15 protein-coding genes are annotated in these 18,836 nt (G+C 42.5%); all 15 read right to left on the reverse strand.

Features of this window, described 5'->3' with window-relative positions; genetic code table 11:
• Positions 1-10 precede the first annotated feature (10 nt).
• Positions 11-784, reverse strand: a complete 774-nt coding sequence (locus tag ACZ5B7_RS14985) for an electron transfer flavoprotein subunit beta/FixA family protein (protein WP_464494383.1) — start codon at positions 782-784, stop codon at positions 11-13.
• 16 nt (positions 785-800) lie between these two features.
• Positions 801-1,679: a 3-hydroxyacyl-CoA dehydrogenase family protein gene (locus ACZ5B7_RS14990; RefSeq protein WP_464494384.1), complete on the reverse strand. Its 879-nt coding sequence runs from the start codon at positions 1,677-1,679 to the stop codon at positions 801-803.
• A complete protein-coding gene (locus ACZ5B7_RS14995; RefSeq protein WP_464494385.1) occupies positions 1,676-3,295 on the reverse strand; it encodes a long-chain-fatty-acid--CoA ligase in 1,620 nt (539 codons plus the stop codon). The genes ACZ5B7_RS14990 and ACZ5B7_RS14995 overlap by 4 nt, the downstream gene beginning before the upstream one ends.
• Before the next feature lie 247 nt (positions 3,296-3,542).
• Positions 3,543-4,313, reverse strand: coding sequence for an SDR family oxidoreductase (locus tag ACZ5B7_RS15000; RefSeq protein ID WP_213139863.1), 771 nt, complete (start codon positions 4,311-4,313; stop codon positions 3,543-3,545).
• Between the two features lie 14 nt (positions 4,314-4,327).
• On the reverse strand, positions 4,328-5,476 hold the full coding sequence (locus tag ACZ5B7_RS15005) for an acyl-CoA dehydrogenase family protein (RefSeq protein ID WP_213139862.1): 1,149 nt from the start codon (positions 5,474-5,476) through the stop codon (positions 4,328-4,330).
• Positions 5,477-5,702: 226 nt separating this feature from the next.
• The gene (locus ACZ5B7_RS15010) at positions 5,703-7,367 is read right to left on the reverse strand and encodes a sigma-54 interaction domain-containing protein (RefSeq protein WP_464494386.1); all 1,665 of its coding nucleotides are present in this window, start codon (positions 7,365-7,367) and stop codon (positions 5,703-5,705) included.
• Positions 7,368-7,522: 155 nt separating this feature from the next.
• A complete protein-coding gene (locus tag ACZ5B7_RS15015; RefSeq protein WP_464494387.1) occupies positions 7,523-8,164 on the reverse strand; it encodes a DUF421 domain-containing protein in 642 nt (213 codons plus the stop codon).
• Between the two features lie 138 nt (positions 8,165-8,302).
• Positions 8,303-9,241: an MBL fold metallo-hydrolase gene (locus tag ACZ5B7_RS15020; RefSeq protein WP_464494388.1), complete on the reverse strand. Its 939-nt coding sequence runs from the start codon at positions 9,239-9,241 to the stop codon at positions 8,303-8,305.
• Between the two features lie 3 nt (positions 9,242-9,244).
• Positions 9,245-10,804: a class I adenylate-forming enzyme family protein gene (locus ACZ5B7_RS15025; RefSeq protein WP_464494389.1), complete on the reverse strand. Its 1,560-nt coding sequence runs from the start codon at positions 10,802-10,804 to the stop codon at positions 9,245-9,247.
• A 189-nt stretch (positions 10,805-10,993) separates the two neighbouring features.
• Positions 10,994-12,136, reverse strand: coding sequence for an acyl-CoA dehydrogenase family protein (locus tag ACZ5B7_RS15030; RefSeq protein WP_464494390.1), 1,143 nt, complete (start codon positions 12,134-12,136; stop codon positions 10,994-10,996).
• 179 nt (positions 12,137-12,315) lie between these two features.
• On the reverse strand, positions 12,316-13,368 hold the full coding sequence (locus ACZ5B7_RS15035; protein ID WP_464494391.1) for a phosphotransferase family protein: 1,053 nt from the start codon (positions 13,366-13,368) through the stop codon (positions 12,316-12,318).
• The gene (locus ACZ5B7_RS15040) at positions 13,343-14,557 is read right to left on the reverse strand and encodes an acyl-CoA dehydrogenase family protein (protein WP_464494392.1); all 1,215 of its coding nucleotides are present in this window, start codon (positions 14,555-14,557) and stop codon (positions 13,343-13,345) included. Before ACZ5B7_RS15040 ends, ACZ5B7_RS15035 begins: the two co-directional genes overlap by 26 nt.
• Before the next feature lie 214 nt (positions 14,558-14,771).
• Complete coding sequence (locus ACZ5B7_RS15045) at positions 14,772-16,754, reverse strand: sigma-54-dependent Fis family transcriptional regulator (protein ID WP_464494393.1); 1,983 nt, start codon at positions 16,752-16,754, stop codon at positions 14,772-14,774.
• 107 nt (positions 16,755-16,861) lie between these two features.
• Positions 16,862-17,632, reverse strand: a complete 771-nt coding sequence (locus tag ACZ5B7_RS15050; RefSeq protein ID WP_464494394.1) for an SDR family NAD(P)-dependent oxidoreductase — start codon at positions 17,630-17,632, stop codon at positions 16,862-16,864.
• A 25-nt stretch (positions 17,633-17,657) separates the two neighbouring features.
• The gene (locus tag ACZ5B7_RS15055; RefSeq protein ID WP_464494395.1) at positions 17,658-18,824 is read right to left on the reverse strand and encodes a dihydrolipoamide acetyltransferase family protein; all 1,167 of its coding nucleotides are present in this window, start codon (positions 18,822-18,824) and stop codon (positions 17,658-17,660) included.
• Positions 18,825-18,836 lie beyond the last annotated feature (12 nt).

The following is an 18,836-nucleotide window of genomic DNA, read 5'->3' on the forward strand; positions in this document are numbered from 1 at the left end:
ATTTCCCTCCTTAAATTACCTTTGCTTCTGAATGAAGCAGATTTACGAGTTCTTTTACTTGATCTTGAAGCTCTCCTTCAAGAACGCGGCCGGCTTCTTTTTTCGGAGGCAGGTAAATTTCGATTGTTTTCGTTTTTGCTTCAACATCGTCTTCCTCTAAATCAAGGTCATCTAGCTCTAATTCTTCGAGCGGCTTTTTCTTCGCTTTCATGATTCCTGGCAAAGATGGATAGCGCGGTTCATTTAAGCCTTGTTGTGCGGTTACCAAAAGCGGCAGTGATGTTTCAATCGTTTCAGAGCTTCCTTCCACATCTCTAACGATGTTTACGTTCTGGCCGTCTACTTCGATTTTTGTAATGGTGGTGACATAAGGGATATCTAAGAGGTCGGCGACACGTGGTCCGACTTGTCCGCTTCCTCCGTCAATCGCGACGTTTCCTGCAAAAATCAGATCCACATCTTTATCCTTAAGGTATTCAGCCAAAATTTTTGCAGTCGTAAATTCGTCGCCTGCTTCAAGGTCGTCCTCTGTATTGATTAGGACTGCCTTATCTGCTCCCATTGCCAGCGCGGTACGCAGCTGCTTTTCTGCATCTTCCCCGCCAACGGACACGACGGTTACTTCCCCGCCTTGATTGTCGCGGATTTGGATCGCTTCTTCTACACCGTACTCATCATATGGATTGATAATAAATTCAGCACCGTCCTCTTGGATGGCTCCTTTTGAAACGACAATTTTTTCTTCAGTATCAAACGTTCTTTTTAACAACACATAAATATTCATTTTATAACCCTCCTATTTAAACTTTTGCCGGTGCGGCATCATACGTATAAAACCCTTTACCTGTCTTTCTTCCTAACTCGCCTTTTTCAACTTTTTCTTGGACAATCTTTGAAGGTTTGTCCCGCTCGTCGCCGCTCTCCTGGTAACGCTGCATGCGGACGAGGTAATTGACATCGAGTCCGGTTAAATCCATCAGGGCAAATGGGCCAATGGGATGGTTGAGCGCTTTTTTGACAACTAGGTCGATGTCCTCGTGGCTTGCAATCCCATTTTCGAGAAGGAACAACGCTTCGTCCATCAACTTTCCTAAAATTCTGTTGGCGACAAAACCGGATATTTCTTTGTTGAGCAGGACTGGAAGCTTATTGATGGATTTCACAAACTCCATCGCCGTTTCGGCCGTTTCAGCAGAAGTGTGCGGCCCGCGGACGACCTCGACAAGCTCCATCACAAGGGCAGGATTGAAGAAATGGACATTACACACTTGATCCGGGCGTTCGGTTGCATCCGCAATTTTCGAACTAACGATGGTTGAGCTGTTAGTGGCCAGAATCGCGTGGGCCGGTGTGATTTTATCAAGCTTTGAAAATAGCTCTCTTTTAATCTCCAATTTTTCAACAATCGCTTCGATAACAATGTCAGCATCGCTTAATTCTTCCAAGGACGAGGTGAACTTGATTCGATTGAAAGCAGCTTCAACGGTTTCTGCTGTCAGTCTTCCTTTTGCCACCCTTTTTTGCATTTGTTCATCAAGGATTTGTTTTCCTTTTTCAAGGCTTTCTGGACTTACATCCTGCAGCGTGACGCTATAACCGCCGAGCGCACACACCATGGCAATTTGGGCGCCCATGGTGCCGGCGCCAACGACACCAACTTTTTGAATGTTTGTTGTCATTCTTTTTCTCCTTTCTCAAGCTCCTCTTTGACTAGGAGCCTTTTTAAAAGTTTCCCTACGGTATTTCTCGGCAGGGCCTCGCGCACTTCGAACATTTTTGGAACCTTGTATGGTGTTAACTTTGAATAGCAGTATCCCTTTAATTCATCGTGATCGATTTCCCTCCCGATTTTTGGGACGATAAATGCTTTGACGATTTCCCCGTGCATTTCGTGGGGAATACCGACTACGGCTGCTTCCTCGATATCCGGGTGTTCATATAGGACACCCTCCACCTCTTGTGGATAGATATTGAATCCGCCAACAATGATCATTTCTTTTTTTCGGCCGACGATGTAAAAATAACCGTCATCATCCATCATCGCGAGGTCTCCGGTATGAAGCCATCCGTCCTGCAGTGCTGCATGAGTCTCTTCTTGGTTATTCCAGTAGCCTTTCATAATCTGCGGGCCTTTGATTAGCAGTTCCCCGATACTTTTCGGACCCACTTCGTTGTTCTGTTCATCTACAATCATGCAATCTGTGCCAAGCAGGGGAATCCCAATGCTTCCAACCTTCCGGATTCCAAATGGCGGATTTCGGTGTGTGGTAGGCGATGCTTCCGACAGTCCGAATCCTTCCGAAATTTTTGCACCTGTTAGCCCCTCAAAGCCTTTGAGCACTTCTACCGGCAGCGGGGCAGAACCGGATGAACAAAATTTCAAGCAGTTCAAGCGATAATCTTTGATTGCCGGGTGGTTCACGAAAGAAATATACATTTTTGGTACACCTGGAAAAAATGTAGGTTGATATTGTTCAATTTTTTCCAGAACATGATTGATTTCAAATTTTCTGAACAACAAAATTTTGGCCCCAATATGGATTCCGAGATTCATAGCACTTGTCATGGCGTACACGTGATACAAAGGGGTTGCAGCGAGAATGGTCTCCTCACCGCGGACCATGTTCTCCCCATACATATGAAGACTTTGAACCACATTGGCAACCAGGTTGTAATGGGTGAGCATGGCCCCTTTCATTTTCCCGGAGGTGCCCCCGGTATATTGAATGACCGCAATATCTTCCCTGACGTCTATTTCCACAGGTGCATTGATTGGTTCTGAAAATGGAATCAGCAAATCCAGTGTTTTACACTCTTCTGAGTGCAAATCTTCAAATTGTGAGCCAATAATGTACCGAAACGGATAGAGTTCGTTTACATCGAGAATGGTTTTTCTTGACTTTGGATCCCCTACAATATAGGAGACCTGCGAGTCATTAACGATTTGCAATAGCTCTCGTGGCGTATACAATGGATTGATTTGGACCACCGTTAGTCCGAGTGCTTGTGCAGCATAATAACAAATAATATAATCTGGATGATTGGCGAGCATTAAGCCAATCCGCTCGCCTTTTTGGAAGCCCAGCTCCCGCCAAGCGCCTGCCAGCCTGTCGACCTGATCCTTCAGTTCCTGAAAAGTGACATGTTCATCCTCGAAAATAATGGCAGTTTTATCGCTATATTTTTGGACGGATTCTTCCAGCATACGGTAAAGCGGAATTTCCGGAATTTCAATACTCTCATCCTGCTTGTAAAATTGATACCAGGGCCGGTTCTTTAAATTTTGCAAGTACATCGCACCTCCTTTTTAAAGCGTTTTATTAAATATGGTTTCGGGCACTACTCACGGATAAATTGGTTTTTCTCTCGGATAGATAGGAAATACTATCGCTTAGGCCTGGTTTACTCTCGGATAAACCCAATTTTCTCTCGCAAGACGCCTTTACTCTCGGATAGGCAAGAAATACTCTCGCATAAGCTCCACTTACTCTCGGATAAACCCGATTTTCTCTCCCAAGATGCCTTCAAGGCAGAGACGAGCCCTAAAGCGTACTTCCACCATCCACAGCCAAAACCTGCCCAGTCACAAAGTCACTCGCCGGGCTGGCAAAGTAAAGCGCGGCTCCCATTAGAGCGTGGTCATCGCCAATTCTGCCAAGCGGATTGTGCTTTTTAATTTCCTCTCCGCGTTCTGCTAGCACATGTTTCGTCATTTTGGATGGGAAGAATCCCGGTGCAATGGCATTGACATAAATTTGATGACGGGCCCATTTTCTAGCAAGGTCTTTTGTAAAATGATGAACGGCCGCTTTGCTAGTGCTGTAGCCAATGGCATTTAGCACTTCAGGCGGTTCCGCCTTGATGCCCGCCACTGAACCAATGTTGATAATCTTGCCGGATTTTCGTTCAATCATCTGTTTGCCGACTGCTTTTGTCACTAGAAACATCCCGGTCAGGTTAACGTTCATGACTTTTTCCCAGGCTTCCAAAGGCATTTCTTCAACCGGTGCTCCCCAGGTGGCGCCGCTGTTGTTAACAAGAATGTCAATTTGTCCGAAATCAGAGAGAATCTGGCTTACCAGCTCGTTGACGTCGTTTTCATTTTGAATATTGCAGGAATACCCTTTCGCTTTCACACCAAACGTTTCAGATAAATACTGTGCCGTTTCCTCACACTGGTCTAAATGCCGCGAACAAACGGCGATGTGGCAACCGGAGGAAGCATATGCCTCAGCGATTTGCCGGCCAAGCCCTCTGCCTCCGCCTGTAATAAAAGCAACCTTATTTTCGATATTAAACAGTTCTTTTTGCATGTCCGTCCCCCATCTTAATTCTCTTCTAAGATTCTTCTTGCAATAATCAGGCGCTGGATTTCGTTTGTTCCTTCATAGATCTTGGTAATCCTGGCGTCACGGTAGAAGCGCTCAACCGGATAATCAGATACATACCCCATACCGCCATGGATTTGAACGGCTTTATCAGCCACTCGGTTAAACACTTCGGAAGCGAATAATTTCGCCATCGATGCTTCCTTGATGACTACTTTTCCTTCATCAATCATCATTGCTGCTTTTAAGGTAAGGGCTCTTGCCGCCTCTGTTTCAGTTGCCATATCGGCCAGCATCCATTGAATCGCTTGATTTGCCGCAATTGGTTTTTTAAATTGGACTCTTTGCTTAGAATAGGAAGCAGAAAGCTCAATTAATTTGTCACATGAACCGACGGACCGTGCGGCCAAGCCCACGCGGCCTTCGCCCAAGATTTTTAACGCTGACATGTAGCCCATGCCGACTTCGCCGATCACATTTTCTTCAGGAACCACACAGTCTTCAAAAATTAACTGGGCAGTATAGGAACCACGTAAGCCCATTTTTTTATCCTTCTTGCCGACGGTGAAGCCAGGGAAATTCTTTTCAACGAGGAACGCCGTAATGCCGCCCTTGGCACCTTTTTCAGGATCTGTTAAGGCAAATACGGTAAACACATCGGCAACCGGTGCATTGGTAATGAAATGCTTTGTCCCATTTAGAATCCAGTTGTTGCCCACTTTTTCTGCACGTGTCGCTAGATTAGTTGCATCTGAGCCGGCACCTGGTTCAGAAAGTGCGAAGGCGGCAATTTTTTTGCCTGCGGCCATGTCTGGAAGGTATTTTTGCTTCAGGTAATCAGAGGCTAGCTTTACAAGCCCAGTAGAACCGATTCCAGTATGGGCACTGATTAAGCTGACGAAACCGTTATGCGTGCGGCCAAGCTGTTCAAGAACAACAGCTTTGCCAACCGTATTTAGCCCGATGCCGCCGTATTCTTCAGGAATGCTGATGCCGAATAATCCTAAGTCTTTTGCCTGGTCAATCAGGTGCTGCGGAATGCGATCCTCGTCCTCGATGATCTGAGCGTAAGGTTCAACTTCTTTTTCAACGAAGTTACGTACCATTTGTTTCATTTGTTCAATTTCTTGCGGAAGTGTCACTAACATATGTATTTCCTCCTCTTTTTTGTTTCTGCTTAAAATAGATGCAAGAACCGTGCCAACATTGGAAACGCTTAAAAAATAAGTATTTCGAACTTTTCTATAATTCGAATGATTCATTTTTGAATTAAAGAAACGGCAAAAGTATGGTTAATTCCTGTGATTCATTTTTGAATTAAAAAATCATTAATGAATCAAAAATAAAAACCACCTTTGAAGGTGGTTTGGTCAATCAAAATTTCAAGTTGTATTTCTTTAATTTCCTTACGATGGTTGGCTGGCTGCTATCTAGTGCTTCCGCTAATTCATAGGTCGTCCGATATTTTTTCAGTGCCAGTTTAAGTAGCTTCTCTTCCGCTATTTCAGTTGCCTGCTTCAAAGTCATCATCTCATTGATCGGAATGTCCTGCATTCCCGTTTTTCGATAATCGACTGGCAAATGATCAACGGTTAAGGTTGATTCTTCTGTAACAAGGCACATTCTCTCAATCAAATTGGACAATTCGCGGACGTTCCCCGGCCAGTCATAATTATAGAAGAACTCTTTGAGACCCGAGGAGAGTTGTTTGTCCAAGGAATATTTGCTATTCATTACCTCCAGGAAATAATCGACGAGCGGCAGAATATCGGCCTTCCGATCGCTGAGCGGTGGAATGGAAATGGGAATCACATTCAAACGATAAAATAAGTCCTCGCGAAACTTCCCGTCCGCTACCATTTCCTTTAAATTTCTGTTCGTGGCAGCAATGGTGCGAACATCCACTTTCTTAGGGACCGTTCCGCCGATCCGCTGCACTTCTCGCTCCTGGATGACCCGTAAGAGTTTAACCTGTAAGTGAAGCGGAAGCTCCCCCACTTCATCAAGGAAAAGGACGCCATCATTGGCAAGCTCAAACATACCCGGCTTTCCTTTGCTACTCGCTCCAGTGAAGGCACCGGCCTCATAGCCAAACAATTCCGATTCGAGCAAATCCGGGGGAATGGCACCACAATTGATTTTAATCATTTGACCTCTCCGGCTTCGTTCACAATTGTCAAATATATAGCGGGCCAGAACATCTTTCCCTGTTCCTGTTTCACCAAGAATAAGCACGGTCGCATCGACATTGGCGATGCGCTCTGCTGTCTCATAAATTTTCTGCAGCTGCTCACTCCGGATGACCACGCCACTTTTTGTAAATGATTTGCCTTTCAGACGCTCAATTTCTTCTTTATAACTATGATTCAACTGATTTGCCTTTGTCAGTGCGGCCTGTAGGTCATTTAGCTCCGATAGGTCGCGGATATTGGTGACAATACTTTCAATTTCACCATTTTCATCAAGAACAGGGCTGCCGGTTAACAGCACTTCCCTGCCTTTGAAATTTTGCTGGACTAAAGACACGCTTCGCTTTTTCTCAAGGACCTGGTGGGTAACGGAGTTTTTTAAAATACCCCTTTTCATCAAATCATCGACTTTTTTGCCAATATAATATTCCTTTGGAATCCCGGTCAGCCTTTCAATCGCTGAATTTGTTTTAACGGTAATGCCTTCTTTATTGGTAATATAAATCCCGTCATACATATTCTCGATAACGGCATTAAGCTCTCGGTTGATTTTCCTGGCTTCCTTTAATTCCGCGATTAATGAAGTCAATTCTGTAGAAAAAGTTCCGATATAGCCTATTTTCTCAGAATTAGGGAATATACTTTTGATAAAAATCCAATCTTTATCACCCGTTGATGCATGGATTAACTGGCCTCCCCTTAGTTCAAGCCAAGTATCAAAGACCTCATTGATATTATTCCCAGAAAACGGAATATGCTGTTGAATTATTTCATTGCTATATAGGATGGAACCGTCAGATGCTGCTGTAAAAAACGGAAATGGAATTTTATCGATGAGGACAGCGGTCATGGAATCACTCCAACAATAGTTTTAAAAGGAACTGTTCAAAATTCTAAAAATATTCATTCTCTACTGAGTATTATTAATTTTATAATATAATAACGCAAAGATATCTTCAAATATAATCAGGCACTACCCTCTAAGAGTAGTGCCTGGCGCTCTAATTATTGTAAATACTTTGGCGGTGGAGATGTATGTTCCTGGTTCTTGACCTCAGCAAAAATGTCCTCTTGGGATTCGGGCTGCACCTTATTGTTTAACAACTTCAAAATTTCATTAATATGCGAAAGCTGCGTATTACTAGGGATCAAGTTAACGATTGTTTGTTTAAACTCTTCGAAGTCTTTTTTTGTAACAGGCTGGGCTTCCTCCTTTAACTCAAGGCCTAATTGACCATTCGGCTCGAGTGTTGCCCATTTTACGTCACTTATTTTGGTTACACTTTTTTGTCGGAGTTTCATTTCAAGTTGGTCTACCGATAATCGCAGTTTTCGCAAATTGGTTTCATTTAAATTGCCGTTGTCGATTACCACCTTTGCCTTTCCTGTGATCGCTTTTTCAATTTTGTCAGATTTCATTTGGACAAATTCCATTACCAACAGTGTCGCGACAAAGACAGCACCAACCATAAAGGTGGTCCTTAAATCCCTACCCGCAACAGGTTGAGCAAGAAGAGTTCCAATTGCAATCATAACAACCGTTTCCGCTAAGGTCATTTGAGATATGGTTTTCCTGCCTGCAATTCTCAACAGGATGGTCCCCGCTATCACAATCAAGACCGCTTTCCATAAATAACTCCATTCCATAAAAAACACCCTTCGGTTGAGAAAGAATTATAGGTATTTTTCCCAATTCTTCATTTAAAATCCTAGCAACGCCACAAAATATCATAATAAAAGCAGCCTTTATCAAGGCCGCTGCTGTAAGGTTATTTTTTTTGACATTTATTTAATCTCGTAATACCACGTACCGTTCTGCAAATTTTTATAACATTGATTATTGAAATAAAGGTATTCCAAGTGTGCTAATGTTTCACCAACGGCAAAGCGTGTTTCGTGGATGTTTAGATTTTGAAACAAATGCCCGTTTACTTCGTAGATAGTCCTTGGTTGTTTCAGCACCTCACAGACTTTTTCCAACCGCTCCTGATGATGGGCCAATAATTCATCGATTCTCTGGTTGGCTCCACGAAAAGGTTTGCCATGGGAAGGGATGACGAAATCAGCATCCAATACTTTTATTTTTTCAAGAGATTGAAAGAACGCTTCTAATGGATTGCGGATGCCGCGGAACCAATAAGAGATATTAGGTGAAATTCTCGGCAAAATATGGTCTGTTGAAAAAAGAATGCTATTTTCCTTGTTAAAAAGGCTTACTAACCCATCTGAGTGTCCCGGTGTAAATATCACTTCATATTCATAGTTACCGAAAGGGATTTTCATTCCCTCTATGAGGTGATGGTTTACTGTAGGATAAGGTTTTACCTTAGCATTAAAACTATTCTCATCTGATGTTAGTACCGCGGATAAATCATCGGGAAAGCCAAAGGTATCATAATGCTGCTTCATTTCAGCGATCGATTCCGGCTCCCAGCAGTCTAGTCCTGTCTTTGCATCCACTTCGGTCATCCAAACCTCAGCGTTAGTTAATTGCTGCAAAGTCCCTGCATAGCCAAAATGGTCAGGATGATAATGGGTAATGATGATATCTTGTACATCATGTTTTTCAATAATGGGCCGCCAGATATCCCTTGAAACCTCTGTATTTAAACCTGCATCGATGATGACCCATCCATTTGCTCCCTCGGCTAAAAAACAATTCACGTGATTTAAACGAAAAGGAAGCGGGACGGTTACTTGTGTGACTCCTATTTCTGTAAGCAAAATTTACGACTCCTTCCTGGTACTTTCTAATTCTCTTAAAACAGTTTTTAGAATTTTTCCTGCCGCATTCCGTGGCAATTCTTCCAAAAATTCTACATAGCGCGGTTTTTTGTAGCTTGCTAATGCACCTGAACAATAGTTGATAACCTCTTGTTCTGTTAAACTTTTCCCATTGCGCAGGACAATCAAGGCTTTTACCGTTTCTCCCCATTTAGGGTCCGGGACACCAATGACTGCTGCTTCAAGAATATTAGGGTGGGTATATAATACCTCTTCAATTTCTTTTGGATAAATATTCTCGCCGCCGCTGATAATCATGTCCTTTTTGCGGTCAACAACGGAAATATACCCTTCTTCATCTGTCACGGCCAAATCGCCGCTGTGAAGCCAGCCTCCTCGAAACGCTTCCGCCGTCGCCTCAGGATTTTTATAATAGCCCTTCATAACGGTCGGACCTCTGAAGATAATTTCGCCAACCTGTCCCGGTTCTACATCGAGCATCCGCTCATCAACAACCCGAATCTCGACATTGGTAAAAGACAATCCCACCGAGCCAGATTTATTTAAGGAATCGGTTGGTTTTAAGGTCGTGGTTCCTGGTGAAGTTTCTGTCTGGCCGTAAGTATCAAAGACTCCTGCATTTGGGAAATGCTTCATGAGCCGTTTTTTCAATTCTAATGGTGTGGAAGCAGCGGCAGTACAAAGAACCCGCAAACTTGAAACATCAAATTCTTCAAATCTCGGATGTTCCAATAACATATTCCACATGGAAGGGACCATGAAGCTGTATGTAATTTTCTCAGCGTCAAAGGTTTCCAATACGCGTTCCGGATCAAATTTATCATGAAAAATAGACCTTCCTCCCATGAGAACCACCATGGAGAAGGCAGAAATCCCGCCGATATGGAACATCGGTGTCGTAATTAACTGGACCTCATCCTTTGTAAGGCCAAATTCAAGAGAGTAGTTCATAGCATTCATATAAACATTTTTATGAGATAGGACAGCGCCCTTCGGTTTGCCAGTTGTCCCGGATGTATAGCAAATTAAGAAATCATCATCATCTTCATGCTCTACCAAACTAGGAGTATATGGATTGGTAAAAATCTGATTATAGGGATAATGGGAATCATTATGTAGGCTGTTATCATCAACCACAACCATTTCTTCAAGGTTCGGAAGATGGTTTTTAATAACTTCTATCGTAGAAACAAGTTTGTTGTCAACAACAATCATTTTTGCTTCAGAGTTTGTGAGAATATACTCAATTTCAGCCGGTTGTAAACGGAAGTTAATCGGAACAGCGACAGCCCCTATTTTGGCTAAAGCATACAAACACTCTGCATACTCGATTCGATTGAATAGTAACAAGGCAACCTTGTCACCCTTTTGAATACCTTTGAATTGGAGCCATCCAGCCAGGACGTTGACACGATTATGTAGTTCTTCGTAAGTTACCCGCACCTCATTGCTCACTAAGGCAATCTTATTGGGAAACCTTCTTGTTGACCGCTCAAGCATTTGGTCCACTAACAACTGTCTTGATCGAATGAAATCTATCATGATATCGCTCCTTAACTGACATAATGTTTAAAATTAAAAGGTTACTATATTAAAATTCCATTTATAATCGAAAATCCCTCCATTTATTGTAATTTTCAAAAAAATAATTTTCAAAAAGGGCCGGATCCCGCTAAGTTTGTAATCCCAAAACTTGACAGGTCAGACCCCTTAAGAGAATTTTCTTTAACTCTAAAGTATTATATCGGCAATATTTTCCATGATAGTTTCAGCTTTTTGTAGGTTTACCCTTGCTATCCGAATTTCCTTGTACCATCGCTCGATTGGCAGGTCACCGGCGAACCCTGAACCGCCGTGTATTTGCACAATATCATCGATGACTTTTGAAGCAGTTTCGGTGGCCTGCAGTTTTGCCATTTGGGCTGCGAGCTGCCAGTTCTGTTCCTTTGATTCTATTTTTTTGGCTGCATCGCTTACCATTAATCTTGCAGCCTGCAAATTCAAATATGATTTTGCCAGCATGGTTCGGATGGTTGGAAATTCAGAGAGCGGTTTCCCTCTAGTTATTCGTAACATTGCATATTGTTTCCCAAATTCAAGCGCTTTGGTAGCTACGCCAATACTTTTTGCACCAAGCAATACCTGTGCCTCTGCAAGCCAGTGCTGAACGAGAGCTATGCCCTCCCCTATTGCCCCGACTCGTTGACAATCGTTGACGCGGATATTTTCCAATACAATACTATGAGTTAATTGAACATCAATCAGCACGGTTTCCTTAACACTAAGTTGATTGGTCTCCAGTAAAAATAAGGCTGGCTGATAATCACCATTTTCTAATTGACAGTTGACAAGAATGACTCCAAAGGAAGATTGGGCCATGTTTTGAATGAATGCCTTATGGCCATTAATGATCCACTCCGTTCCGTCCTTTATCGCTGTCGTGGTCAAACTGTCAAGATGGTTATCTTCTTGTTCCTCCCATACAGCAACAAAACATCCCTTGCCCAGGCTGATGGCAGGCTTTATATATTTATCAATCTGCTCCTGTGAACATTTGTCCAAAAAACTTGGGAAGTCTCCGCCAAATGCATCACCGGCAGGATGGTAGAGTCCCAGCCTGTGCTTAGCTGCTTCCTCAAGCAAAACAGCTCTTGCTGATAAAGACAATCCTGTCCCGCCCCATTCCTGTTTGGCATGCAATGCCTGTAATCCCGCCTTTTTGGCCTCAGTTTTGAGACGGGCGACAACTTCTTCGGAAAGCTCTTTTACATACTTTTCAGGCGCATGTTCTGCGGGCAGAACATGGTTTTTGATAAAGGACTGGACAGTCTTTTTTAGTATTTCGAGCTCAATATCTACAATTGTGTTGGGCATGTGTTTCACTCCTTTGTAAAAGGCTAACTCCTAAATAATCGGTGGCAATCCAAATCGCTAATAAACGGGGGTAATTCGCTAATAAAACTGCTAAATTCGCTAATAAAAGTTGGAAATTAGCTAATAGACGGCTAAAATCCGCTAATAGAGAAGCTTTTTTTTAGCATAAGTAAAGCTTTTTATCGCAAAAGTTCCTTCCGCTGTGCTTTTGCCGCTTTTTTCAGCAGGTTTTTAATGCCCGTATCTAGTTTGCCAAAGCGTTCATCAGGTGCTTCACCAATTTTCCAGCGGTAATAAAGTTGCTGAAGGATGACGGCGATTTTATAAAAAGCAAACGTTAGATAATAATCAATTTGGGATACGTCACGGCCACTTTTCTTCGCATATCGTTCTAACATTTCTCCTCTCGAGAGAAAACCGGGATTGGCTGTAACGGACGTCAATCCGCTATCCTCCTCACCAGGTTCCGCCCAGTAGGCAATTGCGGAGGCTAGATCTGTTAATGGATCACCTATTGTACTTAATTCCCAATCAAAGACGCCGACGACTTCTCCTGGGTTGCTGGCTGAAAACATCATATTATTTAATTTAAAATCATTATGAACGATAGATGGTGCGGGTGAAGATGGGATATTGTCAATTAACCACTTCTCTAATTTTTCAACGGAAGGAATATCATCTGTTTTCGAGTTATGGAATCGTTTAATCCAGCCATGCACCTGCCGGCTTAAGTACCCATCCGGATATCCGAAATCTTGCAGATCGGCTGCTTCATAATCTACGGCATGCAACTGTGCCAGGGTATCCACAACGGCATTAGAAACTAGTAAGCCGGTATTTTCTTGGGTTTGAAACTCATCAGGAATTGAATCATCAATCACGACACCTTCTTTTTTCTCCATCACATAAAAGTGCCGCTCCATAATCCTTGAATCCTCACAATAAAGAAAGGGTTTAGGTGCTAATGGAAAAACGCGATTTAGTTTCTGAAGGATGATAAATTCTCTTTTCATATCATGAGCTTTAGGAGGGATGGCGCCAAACGGTGGTCTTCTTAATACTGCCTGCCAATCTCCTATTTTGATAAAGTAAGTTAAGTTGGAGTACCCAGCAGAAAACGCTTTGACCTGAATGGGTTCGTCACTTAGTACAGGGATTTCCTGCTTAAGATACTCTTCAACCTTTGACCAATTCACTTCAGTTACTTTATTTTGGAACTGCTGCTGGCTCATTCAACCTCTCCTTTGCTTGATACTCTTTTAATACGTGTCTCGCTACGACCATTCGGTGGACCTCGTCGGCACCATCATAAATGCGGGCGGCCCTTGCTTCACGGTACAGGCCTTCGAGCGGTGTATTTGGGGTTAAACCGTACATTCCAAGCGTTTGAATGGCACGGTCAATCACATTGTTCAGTACTTGGGCTCCGTAAAACTTGATAAGGGATACTTCTTTGCGGGCTTCATCGCCCTGGTCCATTTTCCAAGCTGCATGCAATGTAAGGAGTCTTGAGGCTTGTATTTCTGCTTCTGAATCGGCGATGTAATTTTGGATAATTTGCGAGTCTGCGAGAGTCTTATTACCGTCTTTTTTCGTTAAAGAATAAGCGATCATTTCATTTAGTGAGCGGCGGGCAACCCCTATCCAACGCATGGCATGGGTAATCCGGCCGGGACCTAAGCGCAGCTGGGCCAACTTAAAGCCTTCGCCGCGTCTCCCGAGCATGTTTTTCTCCGGAATCCGGCAGTTTGAAAAACGGACTTCACAGTGTCCCCCGACATAATGGTCACCTAAAACAGGAACCTCGCGAACAATTTCAAAGCCCGGATTATCGGTATCAACAATGAACAAACTTGTTCTGTTGTATGGGTCTGCAGCGGGATCCGTCACCACCATAGCAATGGCAAAAGCAGCCCCCTCTGCTCCTGTTGTGTACCATTTATGGGCGTTTATGACCCACTCATCACCATCTTTTACAGCCGTGCCTTGTAATGTTCTCGGGTCAGAACCAGAAACTTCCGGCTCTGTCATGGCAAAGCAGGAGCGGATATCGTAGTTTGCGAGCGGCCTTAAATATTTTTTCTTTTGTTCTTCTGTTGCCGCATGAACTAGAATTTCACCGTTACCTGCATCTGGGGCCATTGAACCAAAGATATACGGTCCAATTGGACTTTGGCCAATCACCTCAGAAAGCAAACCTAAAGAGACGAACCCCATTCCCATTCCGCCGTATTCCTTCGGTAAGTGGGCGGCCCATAATCCGTTATCTTTTACTATTTGCTGCAAGGGCTTTAAGATTTCATCCGGCAGCCCACGATGTGGAACCATGTACTTCTCATTAGGAAATACATATTTATCCATAATTTCCGTAGCCTTATCGAGCATTCTTCGTTGTTCTTCACTTTCTGTAAAATGAAACACTTTTGATCACTCCCTTTTTAAAAAATATTTAGTAAGGCAAAAGAGAACCAATAATGGCTCTCTTTTGCCAAGGTATTATTTTGTAAATAAAATTAGTATGCTTTTTTCTTATTTTGGCGCCACTTGATTTCTCGGTGTTTAATTTGCAGGTTTTCTGTCATTTCTTGTGGAGCTAAAACGGGGATATACATGCTTCAGGTTCAAACAACCATACTCAACTCGATTTAATAAACTCCTTAATATTGATTTGATATTCACTGGCCCAACGATATAATGTGCTTGCTGATACTCCCAGTTTTGTGGCTGCTTGGGAGACACTTCCACTATTTTTCAAAGTAGAAATTAAGGTGTCTTTCCTGGTTTCATTTGCCAGTGATTGATATAAATTCAACTCTTCCTTTTCACTTTGGATGGCCGTACGAACATAAGCAGGAATATACTCCTCGGTTACCATCATTTCATCACAAAAAATTTCGATTTGCTCCATTACATTTTTGAATTCCCTTAAATTGCCCGGCCAATCGTACTCAAAAAAATATTTCAGAACATCGTTGCTTATCTTTTTATTGGGAAGAAAATGCCTGATAAACAATTCAATATCTTGTTTCCGTTTTTTTAAAGGAGGTATTTGAATGTAAATAACGTTTAGACGATAAAACAAATCAAGGCGAAATTTGTTTTCCTTAACCAATTCAACCAAATCCTTATTGGTCGCAGCAATAATACGAACATCAATAGGCTTTGATAGATGGGAACCGACCGGGGTAATTTCCTTTTCCTCCAACACCCTTAATAAATGAGCTTGTAATTCCAGCGGCATATCCCCTATTTCGTCAAGAAAAATCGTTCCGCCATTCGCAGCTTCAAATTTCCCCTTCCTGCCTCCCTTCGCGGCATTTGTGAAAGCACCTTCTACATATCCAAATAATTCACTTGCTATAAGGTCTTTTGGAATGGCCGCACAATTTATGGCAAGAAATGGTTCGTTTTGCCGCATGCTCTCATTATGGATCGCCTGAGCAAAAAGCTCTTTACCTGTTCCGCTTTCACCAGTTATCAAGATGCTTTTATCCGTAGAGGCCGCCTTTTCCGCCAGTTTAATCGCCTGCTTAAACAGGGGTGCCTCACCAATAAGTGAAGAGAAAAAGTATTTTGCCTTTAGTTTATTGGTTTCCTTGTTTACTTTCTTTTTAAGAATGATAATACAGCCGATATGTTCTTTCCCATCATCAATTCTTCTCATTGTAAAAATCAACGTATGCTTTTGATCATGGGGAATGCATAGTTCATCCTGAAAAATAACTTCATTGCCATCGATCGTTTCGGATAGGTATTTCGAAAAAGGCTGTAAATGTTCAATGTCACTAAGCCTGCATTTGACAGCGTCCAATAATGGTATTTTCAATAAGTGAGAGGCAATCTTATTTGCCTGAATAATGTCCCCAAAGCGATTGACAATGAGAATGCCGTCTGATATTGAGTCAAGTGCCGCACTGAAGTAATTGCTCATCATGTATTTTTCTTTTATAATGCCTTGCTGTTCAATTAATTTCACAATGGTATCTGCGGCAGTTTTAACGAGTCCAAGAGAATGGGGATTGGCAGTGCGGATATAGCCTATTAACGTAATGACACCAATCAGTTCGTTCGTAAAGGGGTCGATAATCGGGGCACTTGAACAATGGGCACTATGCCAAACGGCACAATAATGCTCGGCGCCAATTACCTGAATAGGTTTTTCAGTAGCCAAAGCTGTCCCAATTGCATTTGTCCCAATTGACTCTTCTTTCATATTAACCCCAACCGTGAAGTTGATGGATGCCGCATTCATGGCGATTTCACTGTCACCACATAAATCGAGGACGATTCCATCCCTATTTGCAAACGCAATTAAACTGTCAGTCCCTTTAACCATTTCAAATAAATCATCCATAAAGGGACGAATCAGTGTCAAAATATTCTTGTTTTCTTGTTGAATTTTCTTTAATGTCGCCAGGTCGCAAACCGGGGCTTCGTTAGCAAATGGGTTTGCTCGATGTTTTTGCGAGCGCTTCCACGAACTTAAAATAACAGGACGAATTGCTCCAATCTCTTTCTTCTTAATGAAGTAATTCGTCCAAATATTTTTTAATGTTTTTTCCGTTCGGGGCGCTGCATAGTTTCGAAAACTGTCATTCAATGTGTAAATATGATCCAATTCCAATCACATCCCGATCAATGATTTCCACTTAATACTATTCGACAGTCCACGAGAAAAATCCCCCGAAATTTTTTAATAATTTTATTACAGTTTTTCGCTGAATTTTACAGCGCATATACTCCGCCATCAACAGGCATTATGAGTCCGGTCACGTAGCTGGATTCATCCGATGCAAGGAAGAGGGCGGCATTAGCGATTTCCTCGGGTTTACCTACTCTCCTTAATGGACATCCAGCCGCGAATTTTTCGGCAAATTCAGGGATACTTAGAACTTCCGCAATCATAGGCGTATCAATCGCTCCAGGACATATGCAATTTACGCGAATATTATATTTTCCATAATCAACCGCCATCACCCGGGTTAACGCGACAACTCCCCCTTTGGCCGCGGTGTAGGCATCTGCTCCCGTTACACCAGCAATTCCATTCAATGAGGCATTATTGATAATGCTTCCGCCATTTTGCTTGATCATGATAGGCAGAACATGTTTGGACAACAAATAAACACCGTTTAAATTGATCCCTAATATATTGTTCCAATCAGTTTGTGGAGTATCAATCAATGACGCCATTTTATACTTGGAATTGGCTGAAAAACCGATGCCGGCATTGTTGAAAACAACGTCAATTTTTCCATAGCGATTCATGACTTCATCAACAAGTGCAACAATATTTTCTTCATTGGATACATCGGTTTTTATGAACATGGCCTGCCCGCCGTCAGCCAAAATCTCATTTTCCACCTGTTTGCCATTTTCTTCGTTCCACTCGGCAATAACGACAGCAGCGCCTTCTCTGGCAAATATTTTAGCAGCCGCTCTGCCTTGTCCGCTTCCGGATCCTGTGATAATGGCAACCCTATCTCTTAATCTCATAAACGATTCCTCCCGGCATTTTTCTTTAAAATAAATCTGAGATTTCTAGCTTTTCCAGTGCATGTTTCACATCATTTGTAAATTGGGCTCCGGTAACGCCATCAATAAACCGATGGTCATAGCTAATCGAAAGGGTCATGATTGGTGCAACGACGATGTCGCCATCTTCATTGACAACAGGAGTCTTTTTGATGGCTCCGGCAAAAACCAACGAGGATTGCGGTGGATTAATGATTGGCGTGCCGTTTTCAATACCTAGGCTGCCCAGATTCGAGACAGTAATTGTTCCATTTGCAAAATCATCAACAGTTAATTTGTTATTTTCAGCCTTCTCTGCCAAACTGCGAATCTCTTGGGAAATTTCAAAAACCGATTTGGTTTCAACATTTTTTACAACTGGGACAACCAAGCCATTTTTACTGGTAACAGCTACAGAAATATTGATATCTTTAAATACAATAATTTGCTGGTCCTCAAAGCGGCTATTAACCATAGAATTATCCTTTAAAGCATTGCCAACTGATTTGATCAGAATGTCATTAATTGAAACATTGCCAAGCTCTTTCTTCACTTTTAGGGCGTTCTCCATATTGACGGAGACCATTTGTGTAAATTGCGGGATGTTTCTCCAACTGTTTAGCATGTTTTCAGCCATTGCCCTTTTCACATTATTTAAAGCAATTCTTTCTTTTACCATATCTGTATTTTCGGACTTTGCGAAACTGCGAATGTCAACTTCCGTAATGATTCCATCTTTGCCCGTTCCAACTACATTCTCAATGGATACTCCGAGCTCTTTAGCAAGTCTTCTGGCCCTTGGCGAAACTTTCCCAGCATTCGTCCCACTAGGTCCCTCTGCCCTTCTTGTTTCCTCTTTCGTTTCCAATTTAACTGCAGCTGCTGTTTCCGCTTTTGCTTTGTCTTCTTCACAATAAAGAGATAAATCAATTTTTTCGTTTTCGTTGCCAATAACAGCAATAACGGTATTCACAGGAACTTCTTTTCCTGACGGAACAACAATTTTCTTCAAGAATCCGGACTCTTGTGCCTCAATTTGAAGCATTGATTTTTCTGTTTCCAACTCAAATAGTAAATCGCCTTTTTCGACGAAGTTTCCTTCTTCCACCAGCCATTCGGAGACAGTTCCGTTTTGCATGGTTACACCTAGACGAGGCATTTTAATCTCTATCATTTTTTCACGCTC

The sequence above is a fragment of the Neobacillus sp. S1115 genome (assembly GCF_055385565.1).

What these genes read in the sequence shown, in the direction of transcription:
- ACZ5B7_RS15015 (WP_464494387.1), bottom strand. Translation starts at nt 8,164, where the DNA reads ATGGAATGGAGTTATTTATGGAAAGCGGTCTTGATTGTGATAGCGGGG.
- ACZ5B7_RS15010 (WP_464494386.1), bottom strand. Translation starts at nt 7,367, where the DNA reads ATGACCGCTGTCCTCATCGATAAAATTCCATTTCCGTTTTTTACAGCA.
- ACZ5B7_RS15025 (WP_464494389.1), bottom strand. Translation starts at nt 10,804, where the DNA reads ATGATAGATTTCATTCGATCAAGACAGTTGTTAGTGGACCAAATGCTT.
- ACZ5B7_RS15055 (WP_464494395.1), bottom strand. Translation starts at nt 18,824, where the DNA reads ATGATAGAGATTAAAATGCCTCGTCTAGGTGTAACCATGCAAAACGGA.
- ACZ5B7_RS15030 (WP_464494390.1), bottom strand. Translation starts at nt 12,136, where the DNA reads ATGCCCAACACAATTGTAGATATTGAGCTCGAAATACTAAAAAAGACT.
- ACZ5B7_RS14995 (WP_464494385.1), bottom strand. Translation starts at nt 3,295, where the DNA reads ATGTACTTGCAAAATTTAAAGAACCGGCCCTGGTATCAATTTTACAAG.
- ACZ5B7_RS14985 (WP_464494383.1), bottom strand. Translation starts at nt 784, where the DNA reads ATGAATATTTATGTGTTGTTAAAAAGAACGTTTGATACTGAAGAAAAA.
- ACZ5B7_RS15050 (WP_464494394.1), bottom strand. Translation starts at nt 17,632, where the DNA reads ATGAGATTAAGAGATAGGGTTGCCATTATCACAGGATCCGGAAGCGGA.
- ACZ5B7_RS15035 (WP_464494391.1), bottom strand. Translation starts at nt 13,368, where the DNA reads ATGAGCCAGCAGCAGTTCCAAAATAAAGTAACTGAAGTGAATTGGTCA.
- ACZ5B7_RS15000 (WP_213139863.1), bottom strand. Translation starts at nt 4,313, where the DNA reads ATGCAAAAAGAACTGTTTAATATCGAAAATAAGGTTGCTTTTATTACA.
- ACZ5B7_RS15005 (WP_213139862.1), bottom strand. Translation starts at nt 5,476, where the DNA reads ATGTTAGTGACACTTCCGCAAGAAATTGAACAAATGAAACAAATGGTA.
- ACZ5B7_RS14990 (WP_464494384.1), bottom strand. Translation starts at nt 1,679, where the DNA reads ATGACAACAAACATTCAAAAAGTTGGTGTCGTTGGCGCCGGCACCATG.